The organism is Intestinimonas massiliensis (ex Afouda et al. 2020) (assembly GCF_900626285.1).
Taxonomy (GTDB): Bacteria; Bacillota; Clostridia; order Oscillospirales; family Oscillospiraceae; genus Flavonifractor; species Flavonifractor massiliensis_A.
In genome coordinates this window covers 1,228,211-1,243,676 of the sequence record NZ_LR131147.1, presented here as the reverse complement: position 1 = coordinate 1,243,676, position 15,466 = coordinate 1,228,211, and the positions used below count along the sequence as shown (strand labels likewise).

Below are 15,466 nucleotides of genomic sequence, written 5' to 3'. Positions count from 1 at the left end.
GAGAACGCCGTGAGCATCTGCCCACGGCGTCCTTTTGCATCTGATCGTTAAAAGAGTGAGAGTTGTTGGGAGGCTTCCGCCTCCACGTGGGTCAGCTCCGGCGGTATCTGGTGGAGCAGCTCTCCGGCGGCCTGGGGATTGTGTACCCATTCCTCCACCTGCTCCCTTCTCAGTACCAGCGGCATCCGGTCATGGATCTCCGCCATGGAGCGATTGGCCGCTGTGGTGAGGATCACACACCGGCGCTGCCCTGCATAGTCGTTCCAAAGTCCCGCCAGATAGAGGGCCCGATCCGGGCCCGGCAGCTGGAACCGATACTTCCGCTTCTGCCCGCCCCCATGTCCCCACTCGTAAAAGCCTGTGGTGAGAAATACGCACCGCCGCCCCTGCACAGACTGGCGGAACATGGGCCGCTCCAGGGCGGTCTCACTGCGGGCGTTGATGATGGCCCTGCCTTTTCCGCCCACCCCCGGATAACCCCACACCATAACCTCCGGAGCCAGCTCCTCCCCTACCTCCATCAGCACAGGCACCGAATCGGTGGGAAAGATCTCTCCGGTTCTGAACTTGTCCTGCACCTGCCGCAGGATATCCATGATCTCCCGGCTCTCCTGGGGGGACAGGCTGTATCTGCCGCACATAGCACTCACCTCGCCACGTTATTCTACCACAAAACTGCCAAAACTTACTCGTGGATATTTGGGCCTGTGTCACACTATACTGGTATTAGAACAAATGTACGGGATGTGGTGCGGTGGAGCGGGTGATTCTGCACAGCGATCTGAACAACTTTTATGCCAGTGTAGAGTGCCTGGACAACGCCGCTCTGCGGGGAAAGCCGGTGGCGGTGTGCGGGGATCCCGCCCTGCGCCATGGCATCGTCCTGGCCAAGAGCTATGAGGCCAAAGCCTTTGGCGTGGCCACCGGGCAAGCTATCTGGGAGGCCAGGAGACGCTGTCCTGGTCTGGTAGTAGTGCCGCCCCGGTATGATCGCTATCTGGAGCTCTCCCATCAGGTGCGGGAGCTCTACCTCCAGTACACCGACCAGGTGGAGCCCTTTGGATTGGACGAGAGCTGGCTGGACGTGGGTGGCAGCGCCAGCCTGTTCGGAGATGGGAAGCAAATCGCGGACACCCTGCGGAGGCGGATCAAGGGAGAGCTGGGCCTGACGGTGTCGGTGGGAGTCTCCTTCAACAAGGTCTTTGCCAAGCTGGGCAGCGACTATCGGAAGCCAGATGCCACCACGGTCATTACCAGTGAGAACTACCGGGAGCTGGTGTGGGCCCTGCCGGTGAGCGACCTGCTGTATGTGGGACCTGCCACCACCCGGAAGCTGGGCCGGTATGGCGTCTATACCATTGGAGCACTGGCCCAGTCCAGCCCCGACTTCCTCCATGCGGTTTTGGGCAAGGTGGGAGTGATGCTGTGGCAGTTTGCCAACGGCCTGGATCGCTCCGGGGTATCCACCTATTACGCCATGCCGCCGGTGAAGTCGGTGGGCAACAGCACCACCGCCCCTCGGGATCTGGTCAGCGATGACGACGTGAAGATCACCCTCTACGCTCTGTGCGAAAGCGTGGCTGCCCGTCTGAGAGAACAGCGGTGTCTGTGCTCCACCGTCCAGCTGGGGATCCGGGACAACACCCTTCTTCGCTATGAGCGGCAGGAGAAGCTGACGGCCCCGGCCAGCAACTCCACCGACCTGTTTGACGCGGCCTTCCATTTGTTCTGCACCAACCGCCCCTCCCGGCCGGTGCGCAGCCTGTCCGTCCGGGCCTGCGGACTGTCCCCGGCGGAGGAAGCACCTCAGCTCTCCCTCTTTCCCGAGGACGTCAAGCGCCGGAAGCGGGAGGATCTGGAGCAGGCGGTGGATCGCATTCGGGCCAAGTACGGCTACACCGGCATCCGGCGAGGCATCCAGCTGCTGGACCCGGCGTTGGATCTGGACGCCAAGGGCAGCCATATCATTCACCCCATCGGGTTTCTGAGCACCCTTTCTTAGGGCTATTTCAGCCGCATAGCCTCCTCGTGGTCGTCGGCCTTGTGGCCCAGGGCCATGCGCTTTTCCTGAAGCATCCGGCGGCGCTTCCTGTCTATGTGCAGACCGTGCTGTACAGCATCATCCGCAGACTGCTCCCGGAAGATACGCCCTATGTTGTGAAACAGGTTGAGTACACATCCGGCCACCTGGGGCCGCGTCAGGGGCTGCCGATTTGACGTGTGCTGACTGGAAGTAGATGCGCCTTGCTGTGGCGCACTATGTTGGGAAAGCTCATTCCGGCCTAACTGGAGCACCTCCCGGATGACCATATTGCGCACGGATTTGAACTCCTTCTGCCGGGACAGCGGCACCCGCTGGGGCGGATGCTCCGTGTAGGTGCGGCACACCTCCTCCCGCATCTGGTTCCACAGATCATAGGCGGCGGCAACCCGCTCATCCTTTGCCAGCTCGTCCACGATGGCATCCACCACCGTCTTGGTCTTAGGCGGCAGATAGCCATACACCTTTTTGCCGGTGGTGTTTTGGAGCCGGTCGGCCAGTTCCACGACTAGCCGCTCCAGCACCTTGTTTTCGCAGTGGCCGTGTTCCAGGTTCGCGGTCAGCTCCGCCATGGCCTGCTCCGCATCCCGGCCAAGGGTATTCCGGTACTCCGTCTTCTGCTCGTAGACGTGGAGCAGGTCCTGCTCAAAAATGCGCCGGCCGAAAGCTGACTTGACCTGCTCGATGCCTTGCCTGGTCAGGTAGCCCTCTTTAGGGTCAGTGGAGAAGAGCACCAGATGGATGTGGGCGCTGTGTTCTTTCCGGTGGAAGGCTGCGTACCAGCGTAGGTGATCCAGCGGGATCTTATAGCCCCTGGCGATCTCCGGGAGGCAGGCACACACCAGGGCGCGCCAGCTCTCAGCCGTATCGTAACCCAGCCGCTCCGCATCCTCCCGGCGGATCGCCACCACCGGCGTCCACACATTGCCGGTGTGTTCCGCCACCTCCCGGACCGCCTGGGAGAGATTGCGCACCTTGCCGTCACCGTTCCAAAGTCCGTGCTCGCCCTTTGTCTGCACACCAGGGCGGTGGGCCACGTAGTCCAGGTAGTTTTCCACCCGGCTCATAGGCTCCACGAAGTCCTCGCAGGCTTGCTGAATGAAGCTGTCTGCATGGCCTCTGGTCGGTTCCTTCCGGTAGTCTTCATACTCCAGCAGCTCCTCCGCACCGGGGAAGTCCCGGAGGATGCGCTGGATATAGGCTTCCTGCTTTTTGGTCGCCGGGAGATCTCTCTGCTCATCGGGCAGCACCTCTACGCCGGGACGGGCCGCGATGTAACGGACACGGTTGGACAGCTTGGCTGCATTTTGTCCGCCCTTCAGGTAGGGGGACATGAAACGGACGCGGCTCATTCGTCAGAGTCAATTTGCCGCTGGAGATCCAGGGCGTCATCGAAGCTGATCTGACCGTTGGTGTGCAATACCTCGTCCACCGCGTAGGCCCGCAGCTCCCGGCGATTGATGGGGTCTGCGCGGAAGTGAGCGGCCACGGTGTGTCCCATCATGTTGATCTCCACGCACAGCTTGAACAGCAAGCTGCGCAGACGGTTTTCGTTGTCCGCCAGCATACCTCGCAGCGTGTCTACCAGAGCGCGGGAGAGATACGCTGAGGTGTCCTCCGTGGACAGGTAGCCCATGTAGAACCGCAGGGCCTTGCTGATAAATTCACTGCGATTCTTACAGTTATCTGCCTCCAACCAGCCGTCTGCGCGGGCGAGAAGTGCGGCATCCACCCACACAACGGTTCTTTGTATTCTCTGTTCGCTCATATTCTCAACCTCCTCCTTGAAATCGCCGCAACCGCTTGGTACAGCGAGTTTTTTTACGCCAAGGTGCACCTAGAAAGCGGAAAAGGCGTGAAAAGGTGCACCTAGCCTGAAACCCAGAAAAGCCCCGCACTGCGGGGCTTTGTGGGCGGGAGGCGGGCGCTTGCGACCACCTCCCTTTATCCTAGTACTAAAATCGAACAGCCCGAAAGCTCCGGTCCAGAGTCAAATCTGCCCCTGAAACCGGCCCAAAGCGAGGGCCTGACAGCCTGGAGGGGCAGGGATACCCCTTGCGGTCAAAGGCGGGCACACAGCGCCTCACAGCGGCCCACACGGGAGCAACCAGCGGTGGCCGCCGTACAACAACCGAAGGCTCAGAGTCAGGCGTTAGTTCTTTTCTATCCAGTTTGTTGAGCCATCGCTCCCAGCGTTGATCTGCCTGGTTCATGCCTTGAGCTCATACTCGTGAATCCAGGTCACAATTTCAACAGAATCGCTCAATGGGACACCTCCTGTTCCGCCGCCGTGCAGTTTTTTGCTTGCTATGCGTAACTGTACCGGATGACTTTGATCTGCTGTGTGTCCAGCAGGCGGCCGCGTCGGTATGTGTTCTGGCTTGTGAACTTACGTTTCTTCACTGGTTCTGCCTCCCATTTTCTGAAGTGCGCCGTCATGCAGCTGCTCAGTCTGCGGGGAATGATGCTCTTGATTCGGCTTCAAGCCTCGCCGGGGTCTGGGGCGGGAAGCGGACGGTTTGCACTTGCTGTCCAGGTACTCCCGCATCTCCGCCGGAACATACTTTTCATAGAGCTGATCCAATGCACACTGAAGTTCCTTCTCAGGTGTGCTTTTTTCCCTGGCGGACAAAAAATACCGGAGAGCATCCAGCCGCTCCGGTTCCATGGTTACTTTCAATTCAATCTTTTCCATAGGGCACACCTCACATAGAGTAGAACTCAAAGCGGAAGGCGTTTTCCACTTCGCCGGGCTGGAAGGTTTCCGGCTGCGCAAACCGCTGGGTGAAGTGCTCCATCTGCTCCGGGGTGAGAGAGCAGAAGTCGCCATCGTCCGTACACCCCGTCAGGAAAAAGGTGCCGGTGATGATGTCGTTCCCCAGACGGCGGTTGCCCTCCAGGCCGGTGAGTTTTCCATCCTCGTTGCAGACCAGGCAGACATCATCCAGACTGATGATCTCAATATACCCACCCACCATCTTCTGGGCAGCCTCCAACGTATTGGGGATGGTAANCCCCAGCCGGCGGTTGCCCTCCAGGCCGGTGAGTTTTCCATCCTCGTTGCAGACCAGGCAGACATCATCCAGACTGATGATCTCAATATACCCACCCACCATCTTCTGGGCAGCCTCCAACGTATTGGGGATGGTAACGGTCTCCGGAGCCTTTCCGGGCTCCACTTTCAGTACGGTGATCTCATTGTTTTTCATCTGAATTACCTCCTCGTATAATAAGTTCATACAATAAGTTTGAAAGTTAATAAATCAGGTATCAGCAGGTTTTGAGATGCCCGTGATACAATAGTTGTAGGACAGCAGGGTCAAGTTCTGTTACCTCCAGTTGAGCCGCAAGGCTACTTCACGCTAAGTCAGTTCCCCTGAACCGGGAGTTAGCTGCAAACTCATTGGCTGTTTGCCGGATGCAGGGTCGCCCTTTCAGCAGTGAGGGATATCGCATCGGCCTTCTCCGGAATGATTCTGATACGCGAGGTTGCAGACGCTCCGGTTATCATGGGTATCTCGAAACCTGCTGGCCTGAAATCTCCGTGCAGGGAGGTGAAAATTGTGAATCCACTATTCGTTGGCATTGATGTGAGCAGCAGAAGCAATGTCGCCTACCTGATGAACCCGGACGGCAGCAAACACTCCAGTTTTTCTGTGCAGAACAACCTTGGCGGTGCTAAACTGTTGTCAGAAAGAATTGTGTCGGCGCTTGGCTCCATGCGGCTCAGCGATGTGGTAATTGGCCTGGAGGCCACTTCCATTTACGGGGACAACCTTGTGTATGCCCTCCGGGAAGATGGCAGTCTTGGCCGGTTTCAGAGAAAAATCCACGTACTCAATCCCAAGCAGGTCAAAAAGTTCAAGGAAGCCTATCCTGACCTGCCCAAGAACGACTTCGTGGACGCCTTTGTGATTGCCGATCATCTCCGTTTTGGCAGGATCGCAAAGGAGGTCTATATGGACGACTATCGCTACCAGGCGCTCAGAACCCTTACCCGAGCCAGATTTGATGTCATTCAAAACCTGAGCCGGGAAAAGCAGCGGTTTGCTAACTACCTATTTCTCAAATGCTCTGGTATGGCTCAGGACAAGGACATTCAAAATACCAGCGCCACCACGATTGCACTCATGGAACAGTTTGATACCGTGGACGACTTGGCAAACGCTGATCTGGACAAGCTGACTGCATTTCTGGATGAAAAGGGCAGAAACTTTGCCGATCCAGCAGCCAAAGCCAAGGCTATTCGAGCCGCTGCAAGGGGCTCTTATCGCTTGCCCAGTACAGTGAATCACTCTGTGAACCAGGCCATGTCCGTTTCCATTGCCTCTATGCGGGCTTTGGAAAAACAGGTCAAGGTTTTGGACAAAGCCATTGAACAGCAGTTTGAAATTATCCCAAACACCCTGACTTCCATCCCTGGCATTGGCAAGGTCTACTCCGCTGGTATTATCGCTGAGATTGGAGACATCCACCGTTTCAACTCTCAAGCCTCGGTTGCCAAGTTTGCCGGCCTTGTCTGGAACAAAGACCAGTCCGGTGAATTTGTAGCCGAACATTCCCAAATGATTAAGTCCGGTAACCGCTATCTCCGTTACTACCTGCTGGAAGCCGCCAACTCTGTGAGAAGATGCGACTCCGAATTCCGGCGCTACTATGACCTCAAATTCCATGAGGTCAACAAGTACCAGCATAAACGCGCACTCGCTTTAACTGCCAGAAAACTGGTTCGGTTGGTCTTTCGGCTGCTGAAGGACAACCGCCTGTATATCCCACCGGAGGGCTAAGCGCACCGCTTGCCGCTCTGACGTTAAGGCCCTGTTTCAAAATTTCTCTGGGGCAGGGCTTTGGTTGGTACTGCCTTTTTCCTGCTCACGCCCTTCTTTTTCCTCTGTTTTGCTTAAAATTTCCTTGCATCACTCTCTTGACTTCATACCATTGGACTTAGCTCGTAGGCAGATAGGATCTTGGATTGACGCGCTGACCGTTGATGCGCACCTCGAAGTGCAGATGGGGGCCGGTGGAGCGTCCGGTAGAGCCGGACAGGGACACAATGTCGCCGGCCTGCACGGTGCTGCCCACCCTGGCCACCAGTTTGGAGCAGTGGGCATACAGGGTCACCATGCCGTTGCCGTGGTCGATCATCACATAGTAGCCGTAGCCGCCGGCGTTGTAGGTAGCGGTGGTGACCACGCCGGGCAGAGCCGCACGGACAGGCGTGCCGGTGGGAACGGCAATGTCAATTCCAGTGTGGCCCCTGGTCTCGCCGGTGAAGGGATCCCTGCGGTAACCGAACTCAGAAGTGACACGGCTCTCCCAGCCGGAGCCGATAGGAGAGCAGAAGCCATCCGCCCCGATGAAGGGCACCTCCGCGCCTGGGATCCAGTCCTCTGTTCCGGTGGAGAAGCCGTAGTGCACCAGGTTGTAAATGCTGTCGGCATTGCTGCGGTGCTCCTCCGTAACGGTGAGCCCGGTGGCTGCCTGGATGTTTGCCCACACGGTTTCCAGGTCTGTGATGGGGATGGCCACGGTATAGCTCTCCTCGGTTTCCACCTCATTGCCCTCCTTGTCTGTGGTGGTCACAGTCCGGGTGCGCTCCTCATAGGTCACAAAGCAATCCACGAATTGTTGATGGGCCCGGCTGCTGGGTACCTCGTCGCCGAAATACAGAGCATAAAAGATGGCCTTGACCCGTATGGAGTCAAGGCCGTTTTCACCCTCGGTCATATTGTTGACCGTCTCCATGTATCCGTCCAGAAGCGCAAAGCTGTGCTGCATGTCTTCCACATAGACACGATACTCCGCCGGCATACTGGCCGGCAGAGCACCGCCGGAGAAGCACAATTGGAGCACACTGTTATTGTGATCTGCCGAGCCGCCCAGGATGGAGCAGAAGGCAGCGACAAGCAGGATGACGGGCGCCAGAATCGCCACCACAATCCACCCGACCGCTTTGCGTCCTCTCTCATCCGACAGGACCGCGGCAGCGACCTTGGCGATAGCCGCAATGGGAGCTGCCATCAGCGACCACCTGCCGATCCAAAAAGTTTCTCTTTATGAGGCGGCGCATGGACGGCCAGCAGGTGCCGGTCGCTGCCGCATTTGTAGAGGCAGACGCCCTTCTGGGGTTGCCGCACCAGCTCGTACTCGTTTTCCTCCAGCTGGAGGTTTTCCATATAGAACCGCTTGTCGGAGGAGCCGGCATAGAAGATGAACTGGTGGGTGGGGATGGCGAAGAGGGGGCGGGTCAGCTCCCGGATACCCGGCTGGTCAAAGTCCTCCAGGTTCTGACTGGCCAGAATCATACTGGACTCCTTTTTGCGCACCCGCTTGAGACAGTTGCGGATGTAGGTGACTGCCACCGGATTGGTAAGCCACAGGTACAGCTCATCGACGGCGGCCACCGTGTTACCGGCGGTGAGCAGCTGGTCGGACATATAGGCCAGCACACTGAACAGCAGGGTGTCTCTCAGGTTCTGAGCCGCATTCTCCAGGCCCTTGATACAGAACACCAGGAACCTGGACGAAGAGATATTGGTGTAGCCGTTGAAGAACCGGGCGTCCGCCCCCTTGCACATGGAGTGGAGCCCCAACATGAGATCCCGGAGCATTGCCCGCGGGTAGAGCTTCAAATCCTCCTCGTGCTCATAATTCTGATAGGCCTCCTCAATGGTGTCGTAGAGGTCGGCCAGGACGGGGTAGTCGGTAGAAGTCATCCGGGAGAAGTCGGTGGCGTCGCTGATGCCCCACTTTCGGTAGAGCCGCTCCACCATCAACTCAAGGGTGTCGATGTGGGGGGTGTCAAAATCCTTGTAGACACGGAAGATGTCCCGCAGAAAGGAGATGTGTTGGGCCAGCAGGGTACCCCTGAAGGCGTCGGGCGCGTCAGGGTCATCCGGCTCGCTGCCATCGTCCCAGTGCCTGGGTTCCAGCAGATTGATGCGGATCCTGCCGCTGAGCAGATCCACGAAGCTGCCCCCCAGGTTGCCGCACAGATCCTCCATCTCGTGCTCCGAATCCAGGGAGATAACGGACTTGCCGGACTCCAGCACATTACACAGCAGGAATTTCAGCAGGTAGCTCTTGCCCTGCCCGCTGTTGCCCAGGATCAGGGCGCTGGCGTTGGTCTTGTCGCCGGTTCTCCGATCCAGGTCCACGATGATATTGGAGCCATATTTTTCATTACCCAGGTAGAAGCCGCAGGGGTCCGTCTTGCCTGAATAGCTCATGGGGTAGAGGTTGGCCACACTGGAGGCGGGCAGGACGCGCTCTGCAAAGGCACCAAAGACGTTATGGCCCGCCGGATTGGAGGAGAGGAAGCCATCCCTCTGCCGCAGAAACAGAGGGTCCGCCCCCAGCTTGGCGCGGAGCAGCATGGCATTGACCTGATCCCGCAGGGTGCGCAGCTGTTCCGCTGTAGCCGCACTCAGCTCAAGGAAGACCGAACAGTGGATCAGCGGCTCCTGTTCCCGGCGCAGGGTATTGATGAGGGTGGCCACATCCTGGAGCTTGGCCTCCGCCGTGACGCTCTGCTTCATGTTGTTCAGGTTGCCACGTTCCATCCGGCTCTTGTTGGTGGCTGTGTGGAGAATGGCATTCTCCTCCGCGGGTGTGACTTGACGGGCGGCCAGGTGCAGCGTCACACCCCCCAGCTCTCCCAGCTGACTCAGGAGGGCCAGCTGCTCCGTCGTGGGGGGATAGCTGCGCAGAACCATCACAGAGCGGTAGGTGCCGCCCAGGACAAAGGAATCTGTGTTGAACTGTACGGCGGCAGGCGCAATGAGGTCCAGGAATTCTTTGGGCCGAGGGAGTGGTGGCTGCTTTGTGCCCACTTTTTTCTTCTGCTGTTTCTTAGCCATTCCCGGTCACCGCCCTTTCTCCGTCCACGTCCTCGAAGTAGTCTGTGGTCACGTCATGCTGGTAGTAGACTGCCAGCAGCCGCTTCACGTCCTGTTCTTCCACCAGCTGGACACGGACCCCGTGGTCACATAGAGCCTTTTCCAGCTGCCGCAGCCCGCGCTCGTCCGCAGCTTCTTTTTCCTCCATCCGCATGACCAGCAGAAATTCCCGTGATGAGGCGGAGGCGGACTGGATCGCCTCCAGATGCTGGATATCCTGCTGCAGCAGAGTGCGCAGAGCCGGGATGGTCTCCTGCTCCAGCCTTGCCTGGTAGAATTCCTTGTTGCGCTGGAAGGACTCTCTGGAGTCCAGGGCCAGCAGCTCCACCGCCGATTCCGCCCGGAGCAGATTGGCCAGGGCTGTGACACGCACGCGGATGCCATCCTCCGAAAGGACGGTAAGGTTGTCCGGCCGAATGAGGAAGAACACCAGCTCGCCGCGGGCTGTCGTCACTCCGTGGGGCGTAATCCGCTGGATCCCCATGAGCTGCCGGGTGGACTGATGCTGGCGGATTGCCAGCTTTTCTTTTCGGTTCATCATGGATCAAGCCTCCAATCATAACGCTGCTGCTGCAAAAACAGAAAGCACGCTGCCCGGCGGAGAAAGTCCAATATGCTGGATCCCTCCAAACGGATGGAGAGGAAGGCGTACAGGACCGTGATCACCAGCGGAATCATACCAATGCCCTGACTGAGCGCCAGAACAGAGAGCAGAAAACTCACGCCGATGATGCCGATATCCCGCAGCTCCCACAGCCAGAGCATGGGCTTGGCTCTCAGGTTTTCAGGGTAGATAAACATTTCATCACCTCTGCTGTTCCACTCAATATGTAGGTGTTATGGTCATGTCACCATGGGTTTCCTCCTGGCGTTTGGTCAGACACTCACATGGAACTGGCTCCGGCGGCACCTCTCCGTGCTGGATCGGCAGCAGAAAGTGCATTACTTTTGCCAGCATTTCCCGATCCGGGCAGGTGTGAATAAAATAACCCCGGGTATCCAGAACCAGCCGGTCCAACGTGTCAGTCAGGACAATCTGGTCTGCCGCAGAATGGCTTCCAATGAAATTGGCGATATTGCGCGGTGTGTCCAGAAAGCGGTATTCCATGCAGCTGGAATCCCGGTAGACCGCCGCATACACGACATCCCGCAGCGGAATGAAATAATCGAACTTCTCCTCCAATGCGCAGATCTCAGGTGAGCGGGACGTCATCCGCGCCCAGATCTTCGGGAACTGCGTGGAGTAGTCCAATGGCAATCGGGCATCGGCCATATCCTGACGCTGCGGCAGTTCGCCGCGAAGTTCGGCTAAAGCCTGATCGCCAAGCTGATGATGATCCAACTTATCATACAGCCTGCAAGATTCTTTCTCTGGCGCAGCTGACAGCAACTCCGCGTATGCGTCCACAGCACAGTTGGCCAACTCCTCGAAGCTCATATCCGCACCAATGGTCGGCCGTTCTGCCAGCGTATCCGGATTGCCTATGGCCGCCATGTAAGTCTCCTTACCCTGTGCAATCAGCCAGGCTCGGAAATCAAGAAAGGCATCCGAGTCGGGCGGTACACCAAGGGCTATGCCGGCGGCCCGGAGGTCATTGCGGCATGCCGCATCACGGTATTCATAGAAGTACAGGTTCCAGTCCAGGATGTCCTCCGGCGGTTTCTGTACCAGGTCTCGGACTATTTGCTCCGCAATCATGGATTGGCTCCCGTCAGGAACAGCCTGTCGGGCAGCTTCAATGGTGTTCCAGAACTCTTCTTTGTTCATGTCAATCACCTCTTTCGGGTTCCAGTGTCATAAAAGGATGCCCCCGCCGCTGTGCTGTGCGGCGGGGGCATCTCCATATTTACGCCTCCGGCTTTTGCGCGGCATCTTCTGCCAGCGCCCGGTGGATGCAGTCCAGAAAGAATGCCTTCTGAGTCATGTTGTATTTCTCGAGATAGGCCTTGAGCTGCTCCATCAGCTCCGTCGGGATTTGGAAAGCCACTGTTTTTACATTTGCCATATTGCAGGCGCCTCCTTTTTCGTATTCGTAGTAGGCCGTGATGAGCTCTGTCATGTACTGGCCCAGAGTCTTGCCGGACGCCTCCTGCTGCTTACGCACCTGGGCATGCAGGCTTGCCGGAATCTGGGCGCAGAGGTTTCTGGTTTCTTCCGCCATTTTCTGACCTCCTTTCTCTGTCATTGCAAAGCAAGCATACCCAAATGCAAGGCATAAAGCCATTCATAAAACCCAACAAAGAAGCTGCAGGCAATGCAAGCATAATATCCATAGATTGTTTCTACTTCGTCACCGCCTGCACAATGGTCCTTGTCGTGTTCACCGCCGCCTGTGCCGTATAGACCGCGGACATGATGTTGGCTCTGGTGGTGGTGTCCAAGCCAAAGGTACCTGCAATCCTGGGCACCTCTCCCGCGGAGAGCATCAGCCCCAGCCCAAGCAGGGGGTGTTCGCTGAATACCATCAGCCCGGCCACCAATATGGTTGCCTGCAAAAAGGCAGTCAGGCACAGGCCAATGACCTGCTTCATCCACTGGGTAAAGCCATCTGTGTAGCCACGGGGGATGGAGAACATGTACAGGCTCCCCACAGCGATCTGGATGAGCAGGATGCCGCCCCGCTTGAGGTTGGCGAAGAACACCTTGATCACGGCGTATGCCATCAGGATCATGCAGAAGAGGATCATAATGGGGTTTGTGCCGATCCCCCAGTTCGTCTCCACGGCCAGATCCATCAGCGAATCAATATCCATCCCCTCCAGAACGGAGGCACCCAGCTCACCGATTCCCAGGTGGGAAATCCCGGTGGTGAAGGTGCCTTGAAGAGATACTGATAGGGTATAGAGGCGAAGCGGGACGATGGTAAACAGGCTGACCGCCAGAAATCCTTTGATGGCATTCAGAGCCACCTGCTGGAAATTCCCACGTCCTCCGGAAGCATACTCAATCCCGCATTCAAAGCCGGCCACCACCAGGCTGACCCCATACAGGGCCCAGCCCAGCTGGGAGAAAAACTGAACCACGGCCTGAACCCACTCCAGTTCAAACAGCTCCACCCCCATATTGCCCATCTGGGCGAAGAACGCCCCCAGGAAGCCTACAACCTGGCTGTAAAACCAATCCACCAGAGCGTCCATGACGGGATTGGCCACAAAGTCCCATATAAACACGCCTTTGTCTCACCTCCATCTCCGTTTCCGGGGCGATCAGATGCCCACAATGCCCCAAATGTACTTGGGGGCCAGAAGCACGAAGATGAGACAGACGAACAGGATGGCCGGGCCCGTCCATTCAAAGCGCCCTCGTTCCCGATAGTCAAAATAGCACATACCCAGTTTGACAAAGAATGCGATAGCCAGGATCATGGTCAGGGCCGGAAAGACAACGCTGTCCACCACGGTCTTGATTTGGGTAGCGGCATCCTTCCAGGTCTGCTGCACTGCGCCGGCCACATTGCCGCCGGTGGCCATGGCCGGGATGGTGAAGAGCAGCACCAGCAGAAGCACGATGAGCATAGGCCTGGCATACCGTTTGATCTCTTTCACTTACAACACCTCCAAAAAAGTGGTGGGGCCATCCTTGCGGATGGCCCCGTTGGGTGGGTTCTCAATATCCGGTTCGGGGCAGAGGCTGGGAGGGCTTGTAGACCTTAGTGACCCACCGACTGGTGGCCATGATCCACTGTCCGTCATAGACGCCGCCCACGTCCGCCTGATTGGTGAACTGCGTTCCGCCGGCAAGCTGGGAGACGACATTGCAGTAGACCCGCGGGGCCTCCACCTGCCGGAAGTTGGCGGGCACCACTCCGAAGGACACCATGAACGCCGTCACATACTCATTGGAGGCCAATCCCAGCGCGGCGGGGGAGGCATCCAGCGTGTAGTTCTGACTGGTGAGCAGGTTATCATACATGGTGCGCCAGGTGCCGCCGCTCAGGTTGGTCTGGTAGACCACCTTGTAACTGCCGTTTGCATTGTAGGTTCCGGTGATGATCTTATCCAGCCGTACCGCCTGAGTGGGCAGGGTATCCCGCCAGTAGAAGGAGGTCAGGCTGGTGGTGGAGTTGTTGGCGATGCCGCTGAAGTCATAGCGGATGGATTGGCCGGGCATAACCTCCACGTACCCTGTCTTCTTGATGCTGACATTGGTATAGAGGCTCTTGTTGGTCATGGCAGTCTTGACGATCTGGCCGGCAAACTCCAGCTCCACCTCGATAGGAGTCTTGTCCAGTCCATAAAATTCCGCTGCCTGGGCTTCCACGATTTTGTACCGACCCAGGGGCAGGGGCCTGGAGACCGCCACGCCGTTCCGGTCCGTCTTGATGGTGTCTACCAGCTTCCCGGTCCGGTAATTGTAGATCTCAAAAACGGTGTTGGGAATGGGCGTCCCGGCGGGCCAGCCATTCATGCTGTTATAGTCTGCCGAGGTCTTGGTGATCTGAATCTGTCCGGTAATGGGCGTGTTTTCCCATTCCACCTCGGTGGTCTCCCCGGACTTCACATAGACGGTTTTCTTCTGGGTATCCGGGACATAGCCCTCGTTCTCCAGCTCCCGCAGATAGTAGCGGCCCGCCTCCAGATCCTCGATATAGACATAGCCCCGATCGTCCGAGGTGTACTGGCCTATGGGGGTGTTGCTGCTGTCGTAGAGCAGGAAGCTCACCCCGTAGATGCCTTCTCCTGTGCTTTCGTCTGTCTTATGGATGAGAATACCTGAGAGTGCCCGGTTGGTGATCGTCAGCTTGATGGTCTTACCGTCCTTTACCTCGAAGTAGTGGGGGGTGTCATCCAGCTTATAACCTTCCGGCGCTGTGACCTCCAACGCATAATAAGCGCCGTCCTCCAGGGGAAGGAAGACCCGGCCATTCTGATCGACGGTCACAGTATCTACCAGGGCATCATCCATCTTGCGGATCTCGAAGGTGGCGTTAGCCAGACGCTGGGTCTGGTCCGCCTCGTCTACCTTGATGATCTCCACACCGCCCACAGGGTCGTTGTAGAACCACAGCTCCTGGGTGTCGTCCGGGTTGACCACCACTGTCTGTGACTGGGTATTGGGGTCAATGGTGTAGCCTGACACGCTCTGTACCTCAGTCGCTACGATGGTGCCTGTGATATTGGAGAGAACGATCTGTCCCTCGGAGTCCGTCCAATACAAGCCATTGCTGGAGAGCTTGCCGCCCTCATCGGGCAGATAACTTCCATCCGCATAGGTGATCTTGAACTGTACGCCCTCAAGCGGTGTCTGATTGGTGCTGGACAGTTTGTGGATGATCAGATTGCCCATCGGTTTATTACGAAATTCCAATGTCACGGTCTGGCCGGCCTTGATCTGGGCGGTCTGGGGGGTGTCGTCCAGGAGGAAGCCCTCTTTTGCTTTGACCTCCTTTGCGACCAGTGTGGTGCCGGGATCGATGTTATCAATGAGGATGGTGCCTGCCGAATCGGTGGTGAAGTAGCCATTACTGTTGCCGACCACAGTGCCATCACTCTCGGTCACGAAGAACTGCACATCGGAAATGGGGCT

16 protein-coding genes are annotated in these 15,466 nt (G+C 57.6%); 2 read left to right on the top strand and 14 right to left on the bottom strand.

Annotated features, from left to right (window positions below; translation table 11 throughout):
• Positions 1-47: 47 nt before the first annotated feature.
• Entirely contained in the window at positions 48-641 is a 594-nt protein-coding gene (locus tag E0E41_RS06485) for an SOS response-associated peptidase (RefSeq protein WP_130869245.1), read from the bottom strand.
• A 113-nt stretch (positions 642-754) separates the two neighbouring features.
• Between E0E41_RS06485 and dinB the strand changes: the two genes are divergently transcribed.
• Positions 755-2,002 carry a DNA polymerase IV gene (gene dinB, locus E0E41_RS06480; protein ID WP_130869244.1) on the top strand — a complete coding sequence of 416 codons (1,248 nt, stop codon included), beginning with the start codon at positions 755-757 and terminating at the stop codon, positions 2,000-2,002.
• A 2-nt stretch (positions 2,003-2,004) separates the two neighbouring features.
• Here the strand turns inward: dinB and mobP3 are convergent, their stop codons facing one another.
• From mobP3 to E0E41_RS06460, 4 genes are all read right to left on the bottom strand, one after another.
• The gene (mobP3, locus tag E0E41_RS06475) at positions 2,005-3,393 is read right to left on the bottom strand and encodes a MobP3 family relaxase (RefSeq protein ID WP_130869243.1); all 1,389 of its coding nucleotides are present in this window, start codon (positions 3,391-3,393) and stop codon (positions 2,005-2,007) included.
• The gene (locus tag E0E41_RS06470) at positions 3,390-3,809 is read right to left on the bottom strand and encodes a hypothetical protein (RefSeq protein WP_130869242.1); all 420 of its coding nucleotides are present in this window, start codon (positions 3,807-3,809) and stop codon (positions 3,390-3,392) included. Before E0E41_RS06470 ends, mobP3 begins: the two co-directional genes overlap by 4 nt.
• A gap of 621 nt (positions 3,810-4,430) precedes the next feature.
• Positions 4,431-4,736: a DUF6103 family protein gene (locus E0E41_RS18870; protein ID WP_242623713.1), complete on the bottom strand. Its 306-nt coding sequence runs from the start codon at positions 4,734-4,736 to the stop codon at positions 4,431-4,433.
• Between the two features lie 10 nt (positions 4,737-4,746).
• A complete protein-coding gene (locus E0E41_RS06460; protein WP_242623712.1) occupies positions 4,747-5,250 on the bottom strand; it encodes a DUF3846 domain-containing protein in 504 nt (167 codons plus the stop codon).
• Between the two features lie 354 nt (positions 5,251-5,604).
• Between E0E41_RS06460 and E0E41_RS06455 the strand changes: the two genes are divergently transcribed.
• Entirely contained in the window at positions 5,605-6,828 is a 1,224-nt protein-coding gene (locus E0E41_RS06455) for an IS110 family transposase (protein WP_130869240.1), read from the top strand.
• A 157-nt stretch (positions 6,829-6,985) separates the two neighbouring features.
• Here E0E41_RS06455 and E0E41_RS06450 read toward each other — a convergent pair whose 3' ends face one another.
• The 9 genes from E0E41_RS06450 to E0E41_RS06410 all read right to left on the bottom strand — a co-directional run.
• Positions 6,986-8,062: a M23 family metallopeptidase gene (locus E0E41_RS06450; protein ID WP_130869239.1), complete on the bottom strand. Its 1,077-nt coding sequence runs from the start codon at positions 8,060-8,062 to the stop codon at positions 6,986-6,988.
• On the bottom strand, positions 8,062-9,900 hold the full coding sequence (locus tag E0E41_RS06445; RefSeq protein ID WP_130869238.1) for a VirB4 family type IV secretion system protein: 1,839 nt from the start codon (positions 9,898-9,900) through the stop codon (positions 8,062-8,064). The genes E0E41_RS06450 and E0E41_RS06445 overlap by 1 nt, the downstream gene beginning before the upstream one ends.
• Entirely contained in the window at positions 9,893-10,480 is a 588-nt protein-coding gene (locus E0E41_RS06440; protein ID WP_242623711.1) for a hypothetical protein, read from the bottom strand. The genes E0E41_RS06445 and E0E41_RS06440 overlap by 8 nt, the downstream gene beginning before the upstream one ends.
• Entirely contained in the window at positions 10,477-10,740 is a 264-nt protein-coding gene (locus E0E41_RS06435) for a hypothetical protein (RefSeq protein WP_130869237.1), read from the bottom strand. Before E0E41_RS06435 ends, E0E41_RS06440 begins: the two co-directional genes overlap by 4 nt.
• Positions 10,741-10,762: 22 nt before the next feature.
• Positions 10,763-11,707, bottom strand: a complete 945-nt coding sequence (locus E0E41_RS06430) for a DUF4240 domain-containing protein (protein ID WP_130869236.1) — start codon at positions 11,705-11,707, stop codon at positions 10,763-10,765.
• A 79-nt stretch (positions 11,708-11,786) separates the two neighbouring features.
• A complete protein-coding gene (locus E0E41_RS06425) occupies positions 11,787-12,101 on the bottom strand; it encodes a hypothetical protein (RefSeq protein ID WP_130869235.1) in 315 nt (104 codons plus the stop codon).
• Between the two features lie 121 nt (positions 12,102-12,222).
• Positions 12,223-13,110, bottom strand: coding sequence for a conjugal transfer protein TrbL family protein (locus E0E41_RS06420; RefSeq protein WP_130869234.1), 888 nt, complete (start codon positions 13,108-13,110; stop codon positions 12,223-12,225).
• 36 nt (positions 13,111-13,146) lie between these two features.
• Positions 13,147-13,455, bottom strand: a complete 309-nt coding sequence (locus tag E0E41_RS06415) for a DUF3852 domain-containing protein (RefSeq protein WP_207303242.1) — start codon at positions 13,453-13,455, stop codon at positions 13,147-13,149.
• Between the two features lie 91 nt (positions 13,456-13,546).
• Positions 13,547-15,466, bottom strand: a 1,920-nt coding sequence (locus tag E0E41_RS06410; RefSeq protein WP_278045178.1) for an MSCRAMM family protein, incomplete at its 5' end; no start/stop codon positions are given.

Coding starts and splice junctions, on each gene's coding strand:
- E0E41_RS06485 (WP_130869245.1), bottom strand. CDS start 641: ATGTGCGGCAGATACAGCCTGTCCCCCCAGGAGAGCCGGGAGATCATG.
- mobP3 (WP_130869243.1), bottom strand. CDS start 3,393: ATGAGCCGCGTCCGTTTCATGTCCCCCTACCTGAAGGGCGGACAAAAT.
- E0E41_RS06470 (WP_130869242.1), bottom strand. CDS start 3,809: ATGAGCGAACAGAGAATACAAAGAACCGTTGTGTGGGTGGATGCCGCA.
- E0E41_RS18870 (WP_242623713.1), bottom strand. CDS start 4,736: ATGGAAAAGATTGAATTGAAAGTAACCATGGAACCGGAGCGGCTGGAT.
- E0E41_RS06450 (WP_130869239.1), bottom strand. CDS start 8,062: ATGGCAGCTCCCATTGCGGCTATCGCCAAGGTCGCTGCCGCGGTCCTG.
- E0E41_RS06445 (WP_130869238.1), bottom strand. CDS start 9,900: ATGGCTAAGAAACAGCAGAAGAAAAAAGTGGGCACAAAGCAGCCACCA.
- E0E41_RS06440 (WP_242623711.1), bottom strand. CDS start 10,480: ATGATGAACCGAAAAGAAAAGCTGGCAATCCGCCAGCATCAGTCCACC.
- E0E41_RS06435 (WP_130869237.1), bottom strand. CDS start 10,740: ATGTTTATCTACCCTGAAAACCTGAGAGCCAAGCCCATGCTCTGGCTG.
- E0E41_RS06430 (WP_130869236.1), bottom strand. CDS start 11,707: ATGAACAAAGAAGAGTTCTGGAACACCATTGAAGCTGCCCGACAGGCT.
- E0E41_RS06425 (WP_130869235.1), bottom strand. CDS start 12,101: ATGGCGGAAGAAACCAGAAACCTCTGCGCCCAGATTCCGGCAAGCCTG.
- E0E41_RS06415 (WP_207303242.1), bottom strand. CDS start 13,455: ATGCTCATCGTGCTTCTGCTGGTGCTGCTCTTCACCATCCCGGCCATG.